The 17,372-nt window shown below is 36.1% G+C and carries 14 protein-coding genes; 4 read left to right on the top strand and 10 right to left on the bottom strand.

Translation table 11 applies throughout. The annotated features are described in order from the left end of the window. Window positions 1-44: 44 nt before the first annotated feature. Together radC and slyD are read right to left on the bottom strand one after the other, a co-directional pair. Window positions 45-716, bottom strand: coding sequence for a RadC family protein (radC, locus tag A9G08_RS06595; protein ID WP_065562936.1), 672 nt, complete (start codon window positions 714-716; stop codon window positions 45-47). A gap of 159 nt (window positions 717-875) precedes the next feature. After that, window positions 876-1,442 carry a peptidylprolyl isomerase gene (slyD, locus tag A9G08_RS06590; protein ID WP_065562935.1) on the bottom strand — a complete coding sequence of 189 codons (567 nt, stop codon included), beginning with the start codon at window positions 1,440-1,442 and terminating at the stop codon, window positions 876-878. A gap of 243 nt (window positions 1,443-1,685) precedes the next feature. On the opposite strand from slyD, the gene ppnP reads away from it, so the two are divergent. Beyond that, window positions 1,686-1,976: a pyrimidine/purine nucleoside phosphorylase gene (ppnP, locus tag A9G08_RS06585; RefSeq protein WP_065562934.1), complete on the top strand. Its 291-nt coding sequence runs from the start codon at window positions 1,686-1,688 to the stop codon at window positions 1,974-1,976. Between the two features lie 105 nt (window positions 1,977-2,081). Here the strand turns inward: ppnP and fabI are convergent, their stop codons facing one another. Next, window positions 2,082-2,870, bottom strand: coding sequence for an enoyl-ACP reductase FabI (fabI, locus tag A9G08_RS06580; protein WP_065562933.1), 789 nt, complete (start codon window positions 2,868-2,870; stop codon window positions 2,082-2,084). A 189-nt stretch (window positions 2,871-3,059) separates the two neighbouring features. Here fabI and tehB point away from each other — a divergent pair, with 189 nt between their 5' ends. Continuing rightward, window positions 3,060-3,929 (top strand): SAM-dependent methyltransferase TehB, encoded by an 870-nt coding sequence (tehB, locus tag A9G08_RS06575; RefSeq protein ID WP_065562932.1) that lies wholly within the window; start codon window positions 3,060-3,062, stop codon window positions 3,927-3,929. 35 nt (window positions 3,930-3,964) lie between these two features. On the opposite strand, the gene fmt is transcribed toward tehB, so the two are convergent. Together fmt and A9G08_RS06565 are read right to left on the bottom strand one after the other, a co-directional pair. Continuing rightward, window positions 3,965-4,924, bottom strand: a complete 960-nt coding sequence (gene fmt / locus A9G08_RS06570) for a methionyl-tRNA formyltransferase (RefSeq protein ID WP_065562931.1) — start codon at window positions 4,922-4,924, stop codon at window positions 3,965-3,967. Window positions 4,925-5,177: 253 nt separating this feature from the next. Further along, entirely contained in the window at window positions 5,178-7,046 is a 1,869-nt protein-coding gene (locus A9G08_RS06565) for an SLC13 family permease (protein WP_065562930.1), read from the bottom strand. A gap of 260 nt (window positions 7,047-7,306) precedes the next feature. On the opposite strand from A9G08_RS06565, the gene A9G08_RS06560 reads away from it, so the two are divergent. After that, a complete protein-coding gene (locus tag A9G08_RS06560; RefSeq protein WP_065562929.1) occupies window positions 7,307-9,028 on the top strand; it encodes a thiamine pyrophosphate-dependent enzyme in 1,722 nt (573 codons plus the stop codon). Between the two features lie 88 nt (window positions 9,029-9,116). Here A9G08_RS06560 and edd read toward each other — a convergent pair whose 3' ends face one another. The 5 genes from edd to A9G08_RS06535 all read right to left on the bottom strand — a co-directional run bounded on the left by edd (window position 9,117) and on the right by A9G08_RS06535 (window position 14,569). Further along, entirely contained in the window at window positions 9,117-10,922 is a 1,806-nt protein-coding gene (gene edd / locus A9G08_RS06555) for a phosphogluconate dehydratase (protein ID WP_065562928.1), read from the bottom strand. 48 nt (window positions 10,923-10,970) lie between these two features. Then, window positions 10,971-11,501, bottom strand: a complete 531-nt coding sequence (locus A9G08_RS06550) for a gluconokinase, GntK/IdnK-type (RefSeq protein ID WP_065562927.1) — start codon at window positions 11,499-11,501, stop codon at window positions 10,971-10,973. A 215-nt stretch (window positions 11,502-11,716) separates the two neighbouring features. Next, a complete protein-coding gene (locus A9G08_RS06545) occupies window positions 11,717-12,880 on the bottom strand; it encodes an ABC transporter permease (protein ID WP_218058430.1) in 1,164 nt (387 codons plus the stop codon). Continuing rightward, window positions 12,877-14,013 (bottom strand): HlyD family secretion protein, encoded by a 1,137-nt coding sequence (locus tag A9G08_RS06540; protein ID WP_065562926.1) that lies wholly within the window; start codon window positions 14,011-14,013, stop codon window positions 12,877-12,879. Before A9G08_RS06540 ends, A9G08_RS06545 begins: the two co-directional genes overlap by 4 nt. A 58-nt stretch (window positions 14,014-14,071) precedes the next feature. Then, the gene (locus A9G08_RS06535) at window positions 14,072-14,569 is read right to left on the bottom strand and encodes a MarR family winged helix-turn-helix transcriptional regulator (protein WP_065562925.1); all 498 of its coding nucleotides are present in this window, start codon (window positions 14,567-14,569) and stop codon (window positions 14,072-14,074) included. A gap of 278 nt (window positions 14,570-14,847) precedes the next feature. Here A9G08_RS06535 and nirB point away from each other — a divergent pair, with 278 nt between their 5' ends. After that, on the top strand, window positions 14,848-17,370 hold the full coding sequence (gene nirB / locus A9G08_RS06530; protein WP_065562924.1) for a nitrite reductase large subunit NirB: 2,523 nt from the start codon (window positions 14,848-14,850) through the stop codon (window positions 17,368-17,370). Window positions 17,371-17,372 lie beyond the last annotated feature (2 nt).

The following is a 17,372-nucleotide window of genomic DNA, read 5'->3' as shown; positions in this document are numbered from 1 at the left end:
TGTTACTTAATGGCTATTTAATTTTATATTGTAAGTAAAAGTTATTATAAAATCCATCCTCGTTCCGCAAAAGAGACGTATTCACCTTTACCAATGACGAGATGATCGATAACTCGGACATCAATTAATTCACAAACTTGTTCGATTTTTTTAGTTAATGCACGATCAGCTTGACTTGGTTCAGCTAGGCCTGAAGGATGGTTATGTGCTAAAATTAATGCTGCCGCATTGTATTGTAAGGCTTTTCTAGCGACTTCTCTAGGATGAACCTCAACGCAGTTGTATGTTCCTACAAACATCTCCTCACAATTAATCACGTGATTCTGGTTATCTAGAAAAATAACCATAAAAATTTCACGATCTTTATCCATTAAACGATTAGCTAGATAATGATGAGTTAAAGTAGGTGATGTAAGATAATTTTCTTTGGTCATTTTAACTTTTAAATAACGATGAGATAGTTCAACCACCGCTTTCAATTGAGTGTATTTAGCTGTTCCCAAACCTTCTTTTTTACAAAATTCATCATGACTTGCATTCATTAAATGGTAAAAGGAACCGAATTCATTTAATAATTTTTGGGATAACGTTAATACTGGTAAATTACGAGTTCCCGTACGTAAAAAAAGAGCAAGTAATTCAGCATCTGACAGCGCTTCAACACCAAATTGTAATAATTTTTCTCGTGGCATCAAAAGTCTGCATTGTGTTGACATAATTATGGTATTCCCATTTTTTTAAAATGAGATTATTGATTAATTTTTATAAATTGATAACGAAACAGATGAAAAGTTGTGAAATGGTTCGCAAAGATCGAGACTATTTTTCAAAAAAAGCGCTAATCAGCGCTTTTAAAATTCTATTTTATTTAAATATTAGTGACATCCGCAACTGCCGTTTCCACCGCCACAACAACCGCTTTCTTCATCATCGTCATGATCATCGTGACCACCACAACCACAGCCACCATGTCCATGATCGTGTGCACCATGAATATGACCATGAGATATCTCATCAGGTGTCGCTTCACGAATAGCAAGCACTTCAACATTAAAATTTAAGTCTTGGCCAGCTAACATATGGTTACCATCAATAGTAACGGTATCGCCATCAATAGCCGTGATTTCAACGGGTAAAGAACCTTGGTCAGTATCAGCAAAAAAACGCATACCAACTTCGAGGTCATCAACTCCAACAAAAACATCACGCGGTACATTTTGTACCAATGCATCGTTAAAATCACCATAAGGGTTAACTAATTCCACATCAAATTTATCACCAACTTGATGGCCTTCTAACGCATTTTCAAGGTCTTGTAATAAGTTTCCTGCACCTTGTAAATATTCAAGTGGCGCAGCTGCTGTAGCTTCATCAACTAACACGCCATCTTTTGTACGAACTTTATATGCTAAACTTACAACTGTATTTTTTGCTATTTTCATGTTTTCTCCAACAAACTGTTACTGAGCAAATAATGTTAAATTTTAACGGAAAAAAACGCTTCTGTATGCTATTTTCTTTGTAATTTAGGAAGTTTTAATATTATCTTAGTTATTGATGCGATTTTGGTTTAAAAAAATAACTTTTAACTAATAAATAATCGTTGGATAGCTAATTGAAATCAATTAAGCTGATAATAATAAGTTTAATAAAATTTATAAAAAATGTTGAGGAGAGGGGTTTTTATGTTAGAAATTAATGATTATTTTGATGGAAAAGTGAAGTCTATAGGTTTTGAAAATGGCTCAACGGGTAAAGCCTCTGTTGGTGTGATGATGCCTGGCGAATATGTTTTTAGTACCAATAATCCAGAAGAAATGACAGTGATAACTGGTTCGCTCAAAGTTTTATTACCTACTGCAACTGATTGGCAAATTTTTGAAGCCGGGCAGATTTTTCATGTCGCCAAAGAGAGTCAATTTGATGTGCAAGTCAGCGAGACAACAGTTTATTTGTGTCGTTACTTAGCAAAATAGGCATTCATATTAAATCTAAGAAAGCTTAATCATTGATAGATTTGCTTTTATGCAATAAAAAAGGCTAATTTTACAATTAGCCTTTCATTAAAATATTCTACTATATTACTTAAGTTCTAATTCATTCATTGCTGCGATGCTAAAGCCACCATCAACATGAATGACTTCACCTGTAATACCTGACGATAAATTTGAACATAAGAATGCAGCTGAATTACCTACGTCTTCAATGGTTACTGTACGACGAATAGGGGTTACTGATTCACAATGTGATAACATCTTTTTGAAATCTTTAATTCCTGATGCAGCTAAAGTGCGAATAGGGCCAGCAGAAATTGCATTTACACGAATACCTTCAGGTCCCATTGCATTTGCCATATAACGTACATTTGCTTCTAAAGATGCTTTAGCAAGACCCATAACGTTATAATTAGGAATTGCACGTTCAGCGCCTAAATAAGAAAGAGTGACTAATGCTGAGTCAGGATTTAGCATTGAACGACAAGCTTTAGCCATAGCAACAAAGCTATAAGAGCTAATATCATGTGCGATGGCAAAACCTTCACGAGTTACCGCATTAACATAATCACCATCTAATTGATCACCAGGAGCGAAGGCAATTGCATGAACAAAACCATCGAATTTATCCCAAGTTTTAGCTAGCTCTGTAAATAATGTCGTGATGCTTTCATCATGCGCAACATCACAAGGTAAAACGATTTTAGAATTAAAATCAGCAGCAAACTCTTCAACACGGCCTTTTAATTTTTCGCTTTGATAAGTAAAAGCTAATTCTGCGCCTTCACGGTGCATCGCTTTTGCAATACCGTAAGCAATAGAACGATTACTTGCAACGCCGGTAACCAGTATGCGTTTACCTGTTAAAAATCCCATAAATTGTTCCTCTAATATTTTTTACTATATATTCTAGAATGCTGATGATTATATGTTGATATAGTTAACTTCGCTACTATAAATTTATTTTTCCTTATTTAATCGTCATTTTATTTCTAAAAATAAGTTGTTTATTTGATTAATACTTGACTATAATACTCAACTATTAGATGGCATTGTTGGTACTTCATGATGAAAGATAAAGATTTAGTTTGCTATAAAACGTTACCTGTTTGGGATGCAAAAACTTTACCCGATTTGTTTCGTGAAAAACATAATACACAACTAGGTACTTGGGCAAAATTAAATATTATAAAAGGTCATATCAATTTTGATATGTTAACCGAGCAAGGCGATATCGTTTCTCAATATGTTTTTGATGTTCAGCATCAGCCTCCATTTATTGAGCCTCAGCAATGGCATCGAATAGCTCATGTTTCAGATGATTTGCAGTGCCAGTTGGCTTTTTATTGTCAACCTGAGGATTATAGCCAGAAAAAATATCAGATGACTAAAACCCATTCTGACGTGTTGGAAGTATGTCAAATCATTCAGGCCGGAAAAGCGCTAGATTTAGGTTGTGGTTCAGGCCGTAATTCACTCTATTTACAGCTACTTGGTTTTGATGTTGATGCCGTTGATAAGTCAGAAATGAGTATTAGTAATTTACAAGAAATTATTGCAAACGATCATTTATCGCATATCAATGCATCTATTTATGATATTAACCAGGCTAATTTAAAAGGTAACTACGATTTAATTATTTCAACTGTTGTAATGATGTTTTTACAACCAGATAGAATTCCCGATATCATTCATAATATGCAAAACATAACTAAAACGGGTGGTTATAATTTAATTGTTTGCGCTATGTCAACTGATGATTTTCCTTGCACTGTAGGATTTTCGTTTACGTTTAAAGAGAATGAGTTACTTAATTATTATCAAAATTGGGACATCCTAAAATACAATGAAGATGTTGGCGAACTGCATAAAACGGATATCCATGGCAACCGAATAAAGCTCCGCTTTGCGACGCTGTTAGCCAAAAAACGATAATATTACAGGAATTTATCCTGTAATATCTTTTTTAACTAGTTCCCCAGTATCTTACCTACTTCAAACCATGCTTTGCGAGAGTTCAATAGATCTTGAGCAGACATTGGTTTTTTACCAGCAGGTTGTAAAAGTGTCATATTTAATGCGCCATCACTTGTTGCAATACATATTCCTTTTTTATCCGCTTGTAAAATAGTGCCAACAGGTCGATTGTGGGATGTTTTTATCACTTCTGCTTGCCATACCTTTACTGGCTCGCCATTAACGTCAAAATAACTAACAGGCCAAGGATTAAAGGCGCGAATGCAACGTTCCAGTTGCTGTGCCGATAGGTTCCAATCAAGTTTAGCTTCTTGTTTAGATAATTTTTCAGCGTAAGTGACCTGTGATGGATCTTGTTTTTCAGGTTGGATTTTTCCTTCGGTAATTAGTGTTAAGGTATCAAGTAGTCCTTCTGGACCTAATTGCGCCAATTTGTTATATAACGTTGCACTGGTATCAGAAGGTTCTATTGGACAGGTGAGTTTATATAACATATCACCCGTATCAAGCCCTGCATCCATTTGCATAATTGTGATACCGGTTAAAGTATCACCAGCCCAACAAGCGCGTTGAATAGGAGCTGCGCCTCGCCATCTTGGTAATAATGAACCATGCACATTTAAACAACCTAGTTTAGGCATATCAAGCACAGCTTGCGGTAAAATAAGACCATAAGCCACCACAATCATAATGTCGGCATTGAGCTCAGCAATGATTTTTTGATTTTCTTCAGTTTTGAGTGTAGCTGGTTGATAAACAGGAAGATGATTTTCGATTGCTAATTGTTTAACCGGACTTGCAGTTAACTTATTGCCACGTCCAGCAGGGCGATCGGGCTGAGTAAAAACTGCAATGACATTATGTTTAGCATCAATTAATGCTTTTAAATGGGTAGCGGCAAAATCAGGCGTACCAGCAAAAATAATCTTTAGGGGATTTGTTGTGTGTGACATGTGTAATATATCCATAATCAAAATATGACAGATATTATACTTTAAATTGACCTAATAATCCTTAATCACATCACTGTACTCATAATGGATATCATATGTATACCGAGTAAAGGTGGTTATAGCGTTAAGTGATCTTGAATCATAGCGAAATCTCATAATAGCTGGTGAAAAGTTTGTGGATAAAATAATAGTAAAAATCCACAAACAACTTAGTAACCTTATATTTAACCAATTAATTATGTTTTTATTTTACTTAAAATGGAAAAAATATTGGTACCAAAGCTATATCAACTAACATAACCAAGAAGGTTAACGGCACACCAACTTTAACAAAATCACTAAAGCTATATCCACCAGGTGCAACAACCATTGTTTTTACAGGTGATGAAACAGGTGTAATAAACGATGCAGATGTCGCAATAGCAACGGTCATAGCAAATGGATAGGGTGAATATCCAAATTTTATTGCTAAATCAATCGCAATTGGTGCAATTAAAATCGCGGTTGCGGTATTAGAAATAAACAATCCTACCGTTGAGCATAATAAAAAGATAAAAGTTAACACCATGTAAGGGCCAAATGAACGTAAGTGGATTTCAAGCCATTGTGATATGAGCGAAATCCCTCCTGTCTTATTTAATGCTACCGCGAAAGGCATCATACCGATAATTAGAATTAATGTTGGCCAATGAATTGATTTATAAGCATTTGCCATATCAATACAGCGAGTGGCACCCATTAATAAACAAGCAATCAGTGCAGCAACAACATTTGGGACAATACCTGTCACCATTAAAATAATCATTACCGCTAGATTAAATAGTGCGATAAAAGCCTGAGAGCTTGCTGGTGCAACATCATCAATGTCTGATGGGTAATCAAGTACCACAAAATCACTAGTTCGAGTTTGTAGTTTTTGTATAGATCCCCAGTCTCCGCATACCAAAAGTGTATCGCTCATTTCTAGTCGTTCTTGGAATAGGTTATTGGTTTCAACTGGCGCATGGTTTCGCCAGATTCCAATAACGGTCAGAAAATATTTTTCCCTAAAATCAATTTCATTAAGAGTCTTTCCACATAATGATGATTCAGGCAGCAATGCAACTTCAGCCATACCGACTTCTTTGACTTGTTCTGAAAAATATTCACCACGTAATACTTTTGGTTCAAGATTGTTAGTGGTTAGAAATGTGCGATAGTCAGCTTCGGAATGAGACATGTCCAATAAAAGAATATCGTTTTCTCTAAATTCAGTACTACCATTTACAGGGATGAGCACTTTTTGGAATTTTCGCCAACGTTCAATACCAATTACATTTACACCATGCTCAGTACGTAAATGTAATCCATCAATGGTTCGCCCAACAAAAGGAGAACCAGCAAGAATTTGCGCGCGGTGAGCTCGGCCAATTAATTTATAATCTCTAATTAAATCGGTAATTTTACGTCTTTGAGGTAAACTATTGTTAGCGGTGACTTGGTCCGCTGTAAGTAACCAATTGCGTGTTAATAAACAATAAATCACACCAACAACTAATACGCCAAGGCCTATTGGCGTAATTGAAAAGAAGCCAAACTCGGTTAATGCAGCTCGGCTAAGTTCACTATTTACTACAAGGTTTGGAGCTGTTGCGACAAGAGTCATCATGCCACTAATTAATGCTGCAATACACAGTGGCATCATCAATTTTTTTACATGGATACCTGTATGGTTAGCAATACTGATAGCAACAGGAATAAAGATTGCAACTACACCAGTTGAGCTCATAACCGAACCCAGTAAAGCTACACCTAACATAATAAAGGTAATAATTCGAATATCATTTTTACCTGCTGCTTTTAAGATATATTCACTCATTTTGTAAGAGATACCCGTTCTTACTAAACTTTCACCGATTACGAATAACAGTGCAATGAGGATAATATTGGGATCGCTAAATCCCGCAAGCGCTTCAGCCGGAGTTAATACACCCGTGACGGTAATTGCAGTTATCGTCAATAACGCAATAATATCCATTCTTAATTTACTGAATGAAAACAATAAAATCGCAATAAAAAGTAACAAACAAACAGTAATGAGTGGGTAATATTCGATTATATAATTAGGTAAAAGAGCAGACATTGATGATAAAAAACTATGTCCAGATGACGAATGTTCCACAAAAGGTAGCTCATGAAGTTGATTATATTTTTGACATAATACCTTGATTTATTGTAATAGGGAATATCTTGAAGTAAAGATTCTTAAGTATCAACTATGGTTAAAATGACATTTTTAACATTTTTTGCTGTTTTATTTTTAAGCTCTTCGCATTCATAAAACTTAGGTGTAATTTAGTCAACTTGATGCGTTTAATTTTAAAACCATATTTAGGAGTCAATATGTCATCAAAAAAGTCTGTTGCGGAAATTATTATTGAAGTGTTATCTCAAGCGGGGGTTAAACATTGTTATGGTATTGTTGGAGATACCTTAAATCAAATTACGTCTGCTATCAAAAAAAGTGATATTGAATGGGTACATGTTCGTCATGAAGAAGTGGGTGCTTTTGCTGCAGGAGCTGAAGCTTATCTTACCGATCAAATAACTGCTTGTGCTGGTTCTTGTGGACCAGGAAGCCTACATTTTATAAATGGTATTTATGAAGCACAACGCAATAAAGTACCGTTGGTTTTACTGGCTAGCCAGTTAGTTACCTCTCAACAAGGAACTGATTTTCCGCAAGAGGTTGATTTTGAATCTATTTATAAAAACTGTTCTGTCTTTTGTCAGCAAATTTCGGATCCAACACAAGCACGACGAATTACTACAGCGGCTGTACAAGCAGCAATAAATCAACGAGGTGTTGCTGTTATAGTCATTCCTTATAATATAAGTTTAGTCAAAGTTGAAGATAATAGTGGACATAAAATTTTTCACCCGAAACCAGTAATTCGGCCATCTGATGAAGAGCTAGCACAAATCTCCGAAATTCTAAATAAAAACAGTAAAGTGGCAATATTTGCAGGTCATGGAGTATCAGAAGCTCATGATGAATTAGTTGCGTTAGCAAAAAAATTAAAGTCACCAATTGTTCATACTTCAAGAGCTAAAGATTTCGTCGAATATGATAATCCGTATAACGTTGGTATGACAGGGATGTTTGGTATGGAGTCTGGCGCAACGGCGATAAAAGAGTGTGATGTGCTTTTGATGTTTGGTGTTGATTTTGCGTGGTCACAATTTTATCCAGATGATGCAACAATTATTCAGGTAGATATCGATGCAACTCATCTTGGTCATCGCCATAGTGTAGATATTGGTGTTGTAGGTGCAAGTAAACCAACCCTAGCCGCTTTATTGCCATTAGTTAATGAAAAAGCAGACAGTGCATTTTTAGATAAATGTCGTGAATTACACACTAAAGCAATTGATAAATTAGGTAAAAAAGCGATACCATCAAAAACGGTTATTCACCCTCAATATTTAACCGAATTGATTGATAAATATGCCAATGATGATGCCGTACTATGTGCAGATGTTGGTTCTGCTATGGTTTGGGCTTGCCGTCATTTTTCAACCAATGGCAAAAGACGGACCGTTATTAGTTTAAAACATGGCACTATGGCCAATGCGATGCCACAAGCATTAGGTGTACAAAAAGCTTTTCCTAATCGTCAAGTCATTACCTTATCAGGAGATGGTGGTATTAGTATGTTGTTAGGCGATTTGTTAACCACAATTCAAGAAAACCTGCCAATCAAAGTTGTTGTACTTAATAATAGCTCACTTAACTTTGTTGAATTGGAACAAAAATCAGAAGGGCTTGTCGATCACTATACTGATTTAAAAAATCCTGATTTTGCTAAAGTAGCTGAAGCGATGGGATTATTTGCTATTCGTGTCGATAGTTCAGATTTGCTTGAAGCCGCAGTGCAATCATTTTTAGCTCACCCTGGACCTGCATTATTAGATGTTAAGACAAACGAATATGAATTAGTTATGCCGCCTGAAATTCATACTTCACAAGTAATGGGAATGGCGCTTTATAGTGTAAAGGCATCATTGAGTGGTAAAATGAAAGATGTGGTTAATTTGTTGGTTGATAATTTTGTAAAAAAATAGACTAAGCAATAGATAAAAAAAGTTGAGGAACGGGGTTTTTAGGGGGATTTTTACGATATCTACCGCATTTTGCGGCAGATAAGTTGGATTAAAAACTAACAGCGCCTTCTTCAGCTGAAGATAAATTTTCTCTAACAACTGTATAAAGTTCTCGACCAAAACCTTTATGGGAATCGGTTAAATCGATGGGTGCTGGACTGCGTTTTGCGAGTTCAGCTTCATCAACCAATAGTGTTATTTCACCGGTTTGACCATTGACTCTGATCATATCACCTCGTTCAACTTTGCTTAATAATCCACCAGCATAGGCTTCAGGTGTAACATGAATAGCTGCCGGTACTTTGCCTGATGCGCCAGATAGCCGTCCATCAGTTAATAACGCAACTTTATAGCCGCGATCTTGTAAAACACCCAATGGTGTTATTAATTTATGTAGCTCTGGCATACCGATAGCTTTTGGACCTTGATAACGAACAACTACAACACAGTCTTTGTTGAGGTTGCCAGCTTTATATTCTGCATCTAAATCATACTGACTATTAAAGACTACTGCAGGTGCTTCGATAATTTGGTGCTCAGCGGTAACTGCAGACGTTTTCATTATCGCTCTCCCTAAATTGCCAGACATCACTTTTAAGCCACCATGAGAGTTGAAAGGTTTTTTTATTGAAGCAATCACATTTTCATCTAAAGATTCTTTAGGACCTTCGCGGAAGATGAGTTTACCATTTTCTAAAATTGGCTCTTTCGTGTAACGGCTCAGTCCATGGCCAACTACAGTTTCAACATCTTCATGTAACAAACCACCGGATAATAGTTCTCGGACCAATAATGAAGTTCCACCTGCTGCTTGGAAGTAGTTAATGTCGGCCGGCCCATTAGGGTATATTCGGCTCAATAACGGAACAACTGTTGATAAGTCTGAAATATCGTCCCAATTAATAACAATACCAGCCGCTTTAGCCATGGCGACAATGTGCATAGTCAAATTGGTTGAGCCACCTGTGGCTAAAAGCGCAACTAAACCATTAACAATTACTTTTTCATCCACCATTTTACCAACTGGCATATAATTTCCTGATTGGTTAGTTAAACGAGTGATCTGTCTTGCAGCGGCATTGGTTAGTTCATTGCGTAATGTTGTTTCAGGGTGAACAAAAGCGGCTCCCGGTAAATGTAATCCCATTAATTCAATGACCATTTGGTTACTATTTGCGGTGCCATAAAACGTACAAGTTCCGCTGGTATGGTATGAGGCTGATTCAGATTCTAATAAATCTTCGCGAGAAGCTTTTCCTTCTGAATAAAGTTGACGAATGCGAACTTTCTCTTTATTTGGTAAACCTGAAGGCATCGGTCCAGAAGGCACAAAGATAGCGGGTAAATGCCCAAAAGATAGGGCCCCAATAAATAATCCTGGTAAAATTTTATCGCAGACTCCTAGATACAGTGCGCCATCAAACATATTATGTGATAACCCAACGGCAACAGACATTGCAATTACATCTCGACTCATTAGCGAAATTTCCATACCCGGTTCGCCTTGGGTTACACCATCACACATAGCAGGTACTCCTCCAGCCATTTGGCCAACAGCGCCGACTTCATGTAGCACTTTTCGAATTTGTTCTGGATAAAATTCATAAGGTTTATGTGCTGATAACATATCGTTATAAGAACTGATAATGCCGATATTACTTTTTAATATATTTTTAAGATCATTTTTCTCATCGAGGCAACAAGCGGCAAAGCCATGAGCTAAGTTACTACAAGGCAAACTTGCTCGGGTAACTTTCTTTAACATAGCATGTTCTATTTTTTGTAGATAAGCTTCACGTGTTGCTTTAGAGCGATTAATAATGCGCTGAGTTACAGCTAAAATAGTGGAATTCACATTAACCTCTTAGATTATATTTATTATAATTTCTAAACTTTTATAAATTTATTCACAATGACATATTGAATTAATAACCTTCATGCTATCTTCAATAACACCATTTAGTGGTTGTTCAATATTGATAGCATAAACATCTTTTTCATTGGCTGTTGGTTCTTCTAATGCGTCAAATTGCGACTGTAGCATTCCTGTTTTTTGATAATGTCCTTGGCGTTTAGCTAAACGTTGGGAGATAACATCAAAACTTCCTTTTAAATAAATAAAGTGCACATTTTCATTTTCTCCACGAATAATGTCTCGATATTTTTCTTTTAATGCTGAGCAGATAATAATCGAAATATCATTGACATTACTCATTGCAAATGCAGCATTACTAATTAAGTTTAACCAAGGCATCCTGTCGTTATCATTTAGCGGGGTACCGCTGCGCATTTTCAAAATATTGGCTTTGGGATGTAAAAAGTCACCATCTAGAAAAGCGGCATTTAGGTTATCGGCTATTTGTTTTGCAACAACCGATTTACCGCTACCTGATACACCCATGAATACGAAAACATTTTTCCTTTGTTGTGTCATTACGTTATTCTCCAAAATAATCTGTTACGGGTAACATTTTGTCACTATAATTCTTTATTGCAATATAAAAAAGTTTTTTTTGTGATTTAGATCATGTTTTTATTAAAGGTTTATTTAGTGATCTTTTTGAAGTTTTATTTAACACATTAAAAAAGTTGAGGAAAGGCCTTTTTGAGCATTGATTTTTGCAAATTAGGCCTTTAGTTTGATAAGTTTTAATCAAGTTGATTGTCTGGTTTTTTCAAGCGATTAACAAACATCATCACGATAAAAGCAATAACGGTTAAATAAATAATGAATATTCCATATGTTGATAACATATCGACAAATGAACGTCCTCGTATACCTATATCGCGGAAAAAGCGGAAGAGCCAAACTAATGGAAATGCGTGGCTGACATAAAATGCCCAGATTGGCATAATGCCTACTGCCATGGTTGAACCGCCCATGATAAATCCTGGTGGAACAAGGAAAATCATTCTGCTAGCACCTTCACCAGGATGGTTGGTATTCCAAGATAATAGGAAACCTAACCAGCCAAAAGCGAGTCCAGTCATAAATACGCTAGGTACAAAAATAAAGTAATTACCGTCAAAGCGTAATTGTCCAAATAAAACCAGTATTGCAGTAATTAAAGTTAAAGCAGTGGTATAAAATAGGGCATAAGGCACGGTTCTCGCTAATAGTGGTACAAAACCACGTTCTATTACGGTATTCCACATCCCCATTGTTTTTAATCGGCCAATTATCATTAATGATGTTAATCCATACGTTAATGACGAGAAGAAGTAAACGAAATAGATTATAGTGGATATTGTTGATGAACTAGATGGATTAAACATGGTCCTAGTTTTCAATTGCATTGGTGATAAGGTTGCTTCAGTTGCTTCTCTTCCAAGTCCTAATGCTGCAACTTTACCAACGCTCAATTCAGCACCCGATTCAGGAATGATTTCATTAAGACTTTGCATTACCTTGGCATTTTGTGCGTCATTTGAATCATCAGCAAAATAACCTAATTTAACGGTTTGATCCCCTTTTTTTAGAGACTTTTCAAGTCCTTTAGGAATATATAACACTCCTAAATTACGGTCGTGTGATACTAATGTAATTGGATTTATTGGTGAGCGAATTACTTCTGTTATTTCAATAAATGGTGAAGTATTTACTTTACTGATTAATTCAGTTGAGTAATTGGAACCATCAAGATCAATAACAGCAATTTTTCCTTCAAAAACTGAACCATGGCTTAGCACAATTGAAAATACAAGTGATACGATAGCAGCTAAACCTAAGCACACTTTATAATATGGAATGAAGTGGCCTGATAACATAGCATCAAGCTCTTCAAGCATAGATTTAATGATGTTTTGCATCATTGATCAACCTCAATTGTCATACCAGTTAATAAATGCGGTATAGGTTCTATATAAATTCTGACTTGATAAGATGTTAAATCTGCCTGACCTCGTTCCCGAGTCATTCGTAAATCAGCAAATGAAGGCGCCGCTGTTGCAAAACGGACAGTTCCTTTTACTGTTTTGTCCAGAGCAATCACATTAGCTTTTACTTTAGTTTCAGGTTGATAATCATTAACCATTTTTTCGTTAACATAGATGTCAACATATTTACGGTCTGTTTCTAACAATACTGCTGGTGCACCAGCAGGCACCATTTCACCATCTTCAAACATTAGTTTTAATACTTTTCCATCTTCTGGTGCAACTAATGTAAGGCGGCTATAATTTACTTTTAGTTGTTTTAAATCAGCTTCGGCTTGTGCGAGTTGAGCACGGATTTGAGCAAGTTGATTTTGGCGATTTTGCAGTTTTTGTCTAGCAATAGTAATCGACTGCAATGTCATACCCGTTGCATTTCTAGTTTGTTCAAACTGGGTGATTTGCTCAGGTGATGCACCAATCATCAATGTTGATAATTGACTTTCAATCTGTACAACTTGCATTTTTGAATTAATGTAGGCATTGCGTGCAGCATCAAGTTGTGATTGTGAAGAGCCTCCAGTTTTTCTTAATTGAGTATGACGTTGAAATTCAGTATTAGCTAAGTCTCGAGAAGATATTGCAGCTTCTAAGTTCGCTTTAACTTCTTCTATTTTCCGCCACGTTGATAATTCATTGAGGTTAGTTTCATTTTCAGTGATTTCGATTGCTGCTTGTTCTTGATTAACTGCGGCTGTTTGACTATCAACTAGCGCTTGTAAGCGATCTATTGATAGCTGCGTATCAGTATCTTCAAGTTGCATTAATGGATCGCCTTTTTTTACAAATTGTGATTCTTGGACAAACCGTTTAATGACTTTGCCACCTACATTTTGAAATGCAACATTGATTTCATCAGCAGTTAATACGCCTGATTTGATACTTTTAGCAACAGTTACTGCATCGTTCCTTGAACCAAGACAAATCAATGTTGATCCAATTAGAAGTAGCAATAAAAATATAGCAGGAATTTTAATGTTTTTTGGTAAATCTAAGTTTAGTTTATTTTTCATTTATTTAGTCAGCTAAGTATATTGTTAAAATATCATGATTTTTAGTGATTAAAAGCAATTATTTACGTAATAATTTACGTAACATTGCAATTAAAGATTCCTGCTCTTGTGCATTTAAAACCTGAGCAAAAGCACGAATCGATTTTAAGTGATTAGGTAGCGCTTTTTGTATAAGATTTACACCAGTTGTGGTGAGCCTGATTAGTCGAGAACGACCATCTTCCCCACTTTTCGTCATCGATATTAAAGGATCTTGCGCAGCTAACATCCGTTTAACCATTACTGAGACAGTTGCAGGAGTGACGCCAACTTTCAATGCTAGCTCGCTAGCGCAGGTTTCACCTTCACTATACAATGACATTAGCAATGCAAATTTTCCTTCAGAAACATCATAATCTTTTGCAAGTTGTGCATAAATATTAGAACGAATTAAATCGGCAGTAGTAATTAAACTTAGGACCAGATCAACGCCTGAAACCTCGATAATTTCATCATTAAAACTTTGTGCTTTTGCTAAAGTTTCGCGCGAAGGAAGTATTCTTGAGTTGTAATTCAATTGCTTTACCTAATTTATTTAGTCGGCTAATTATACTGGTTTGTCCTAAATTGGCAATTGTTTTTTTACTTTAGTTTGAGAGGTTGATATCATTAATTTGTTAATTTTCATTGATATTTAGTTAGTCAATAATGATAACTTATTGTTTTAAAGCTTATTATTTAATCTACTACTAAAGTGGTAATCCTTGAGGGTAATTATATTCTATTTAAAGTTCCTTAAAATATCGTATAGATAAAAATTAAATAATTGAATTAAAAATAAATTTGGAGCTTTTTATGAGTAAAACCAATCTCGTTATTATAGGCAATGGGATGGTTGGACATCGTTTTGTCGAAGAAATTATCGAAAAAATGCAGTCTGATAATTTTAAAATTACCATCTTTTGCCAAGAACCAAGAGTAGCTTACGATCGTGTTCATCTTTCTTCCTATTTTTCAGGCCATACTGCAGAAGCACTGTCTTTAGTTCGGGAAGGCTTGTACCAAGAAAATGATATTAATATTTTACTTAATGAACGGGTGATTTTGATTAATCGCCAACGTAAAGAGGTGCATTCACAAACTGGGCGTATTGTTTCTTATGATAAGTTGATTATTGCAACGGGCTCTTATCCATGGGTTCCTCCAATTAAAGGTGCTGAAGGGGCGAATTGTTTTGTTTATCGTACCATTGAAGATCTCGATGCGATTCGTGATTGTGCTAGTAATTGTAAAATAGGTGCAGTTGTCGGTGGTGGTTTACTTGGACTTGAAGCTGCTGGTGCATTGAAAAACTTAGGAGTTGAAACTCATGTTGTCGAATTTGCTCCAGTCTTAATGTCAGAGCAACTTGATGCAATGGGTGGTGATCAACTGCGTAGAAAAATCGAAGAGATGGGAGTTGGAGTTCATACAAGCAAAAATACTCAAGAAATTATTCATACCCCATCAGGTAAAGTTATGCAATTTTCTGATGGTTCATCACTTGAAATTGATTTTATTGTTTTTTCAACTGGCATCCGTCCCAATGACCAATTAGCTAAAGCGTGTGAATTAGATATTGGACCTAGAGGAGGTATCGTTATTAACGATTATTGCCAAACTTCAGATCCGGATATTTATGCCATAGGTGAATGCGCCTGTTGGCAAGGTAAAGTTTACGGTTTAGTTGCACCTGGTTACAAAATGGCACAAGTTGCCTTAGCACATTTAATCGGTGAAAGCGCTAAATTTGAAGGTGCCGATATGAGTGCTAAACTCAAATTAATGGGAGTCGACGTTGGTAGTATTGGTGATGCAAAGGCTAAAACAATAGCTAGCAGAAGCTATGTTTATTTAGATGAAAGTGTACCAGTTTATAAAAAGTTAGTGGTATCTAATGATAATAAAAAACTATTAGGTGCTGTTTTAGTTGGTGATACATCTGATTATAGTAACTTGCTGCAACTGATGCTTAATGATATGGATTTACCTGAACATCCTGATTCTCTAATTTTACCATCACATGCAGGTGCTAAGCCTGCATTAGGCGCTGACGCATTACCTGATAGTGCACAAATATGTTCTTGTTTTGATGTGACAAAGGCAAAAATTGTTCAAGCTATTCATGCTGGTTGTCATACTATTGCTGCAATTAAAGCTGAAACTAAAGCGGGTAGTGGATGTGGTGGTTGTATACCACTAGTAACGCAAATCCTTAATTTGGAATTAGCGAAACAAGGTATTGAAGTAAGCCATGCACTTTGTGAACATTTTAAATATTCTCGGCAAGAGCTTTTTCACTTAATTCGTGTTGAAGGATTAACTTCCTTTGATGAAGTGATAAAAAAGCATGGTACCGGCTATGGCTGTGAAGTTTGTAAACCAACAGTTGGATCTATATTAGCTTCATGTTGGAATAATTATATTCTTAAACCAGATCTTGTACCGTTACAAGATAGTAATGATATCTTTTTAGGTAATATTCAAAAAAATGGTACTTATTCAATTATTCCTCGTAGTGCTGGTGGTGAAATTACTCCAGAAGGATTGATTGCGGTTGGTCAGATTGCTAAGAAATACAATCTCTATTCAAAAATTACTGGTTCACAACGTATAGCGTTGTTTGGTGCGCAAAAAGATGATCTTCCTGCTATCTGGAAAGAACTGATTGATGCTGGTTTTGAGAGTGGTCACGCTTACGCTAAGGCATTACGTATGGCAAAAACTTGCGTAGGTAGCACTTGGTGTCGGTTTGGGGTAGGAGATAGTGTTAGTTTAGGTGTCGAATTAGAAAACCGCTATAAAGGTATTCGAGCGCCTCATAAATTCAAACTTGGTGTTTCAGGTTGTACCCGTGAATGTGCCGAAGCTCAGGGTAAGGATATTGGCGTTATTGCAACTGAAAAAGGTTGGAATCTTTATGTTTGTGGTAATGGTGGTATGAAACCTCGTCATGCCGATCTTTTAGCTGCAGATTTAGATCGAGAAACCCTTATTCGCTACCTAGACCGTTTCCTTATGTTCTATATTCGTACAGCGGATAAATTACAACGGACTTCTGTCTGGTTTGAAAACCTTGAGGGGGGGATCGAATATTTGCGTAGTGTCATTATTGATGACAAATTAGGTATCAATGACGAACTTGAAAAAGAGATGGCTCGCATTCGTAAGCTTTTTGTTTGTGAATGGAAAGAAACTGTTAATAATCCAGAAGCACAAATCCGGTTTGCTCATTTTATTAATAGTCCTAAACGAGACGATAATGTTCAGTTTGTACCTGAGCGACAACAACATCGTCCCGCCACCCTTGAAGAACGTCAAGTTATGTCAGGAGAGTAGAT

The sequence above is a fragment of the Gilliamella sp. wkB195 genome, from assembly GCF_001690445.1.
Taxonomy (GTDB): Bacteria; Pseudomonadota; Gammaproteobacteria; order Enterobacterales; family Orbaceae; genus Gilliamella; species Gilliamella apicola_E.
Note: the sequence above shows the minus strand (reverse complement) of the source record. Positions and strands in the feature narration are given on the sequence as shown.

Bases quoted from the DNA above. Each gene is read 5' to 3' on its own strand.
- tehB (WP_065562932.1), top strand. From the start codon at position 3,060: ATGATGAAAGATAAAGATTTAGTTTGCTATAAAACGTTACCTGTTTGG.
- A9G08_RS06565 (WP_065562930.1), bottom strand. From the start codon at position 7,046: ATGTCTGCTCTTTTACCTAATTATATAATCGAATATTACCCACTCATT.
- A9G08_RS06560 (WP_065562929.1), top strand. From the start codon at position 7,307: ATGTCATCAAAAAAGTCTGTTGCGGAAATTATTATTGAAGTGTTATCT.
- ppnP (WP_065562934.1), top strand. From the start codon at position 1,686: ATGTTAGAAATTAATGATTATTTTGATGGAAAAGTGAAGTCTATAGGT.
- A9G08_RS06545 (WP_218058430.1), bottom strand. From the start codon at position 12,880: ATGATGCAAAACATCATTAAATCTATGCTTGAAGAGCTTGATGCTATG.
- radC (WP_065562936.1), bottom strand. From the start codon at position 716: ATGTCAACACAATGCAGACTTTTGATGCCACGAGAAAAATTATTACAA.
- fabI (WP_065562933.1), bottom strand. From the start codon at position 2,870: ATGGGATTTTTAACAGGTAAACGCATACTGGTTACCGGCGTTGCAAGT.
- fmt (WP_065562931.1), bottom strand. From the start codon at position 4,924: ATGTCACACACAACAAATCCCCTAAAGATTATTTTTGCTGGTACGCCT.
- A9G08_RS06550 (WP_065562927.1), bottom strand. From the start codon at position 11,501: ATGACACAACAAAGGAAAAATGTTTTCGTATTCATGGGTGTATCAGGT.
- nirB (WP_065562924.1), top strand. From the start codon at position 14,848: ATGAGTAAAACCAATCTCGTTATTATAGGCAATGGGATGGTTGGACAT.
- A9G08_RS06540 (WP_065562926.1), bottom strand. From the start codon at position 14,013: ATGAAAAATAAACTAAACTTAGATTTACCAAAAAACATTAAAATTCCT.
- slyD (WP_065562935.1), bottom strand. From the start codon at position 1,442: ATGAAAATAGCAAAAAATACAGTTGTAAGTTTAGCATATAAAGTTCGT.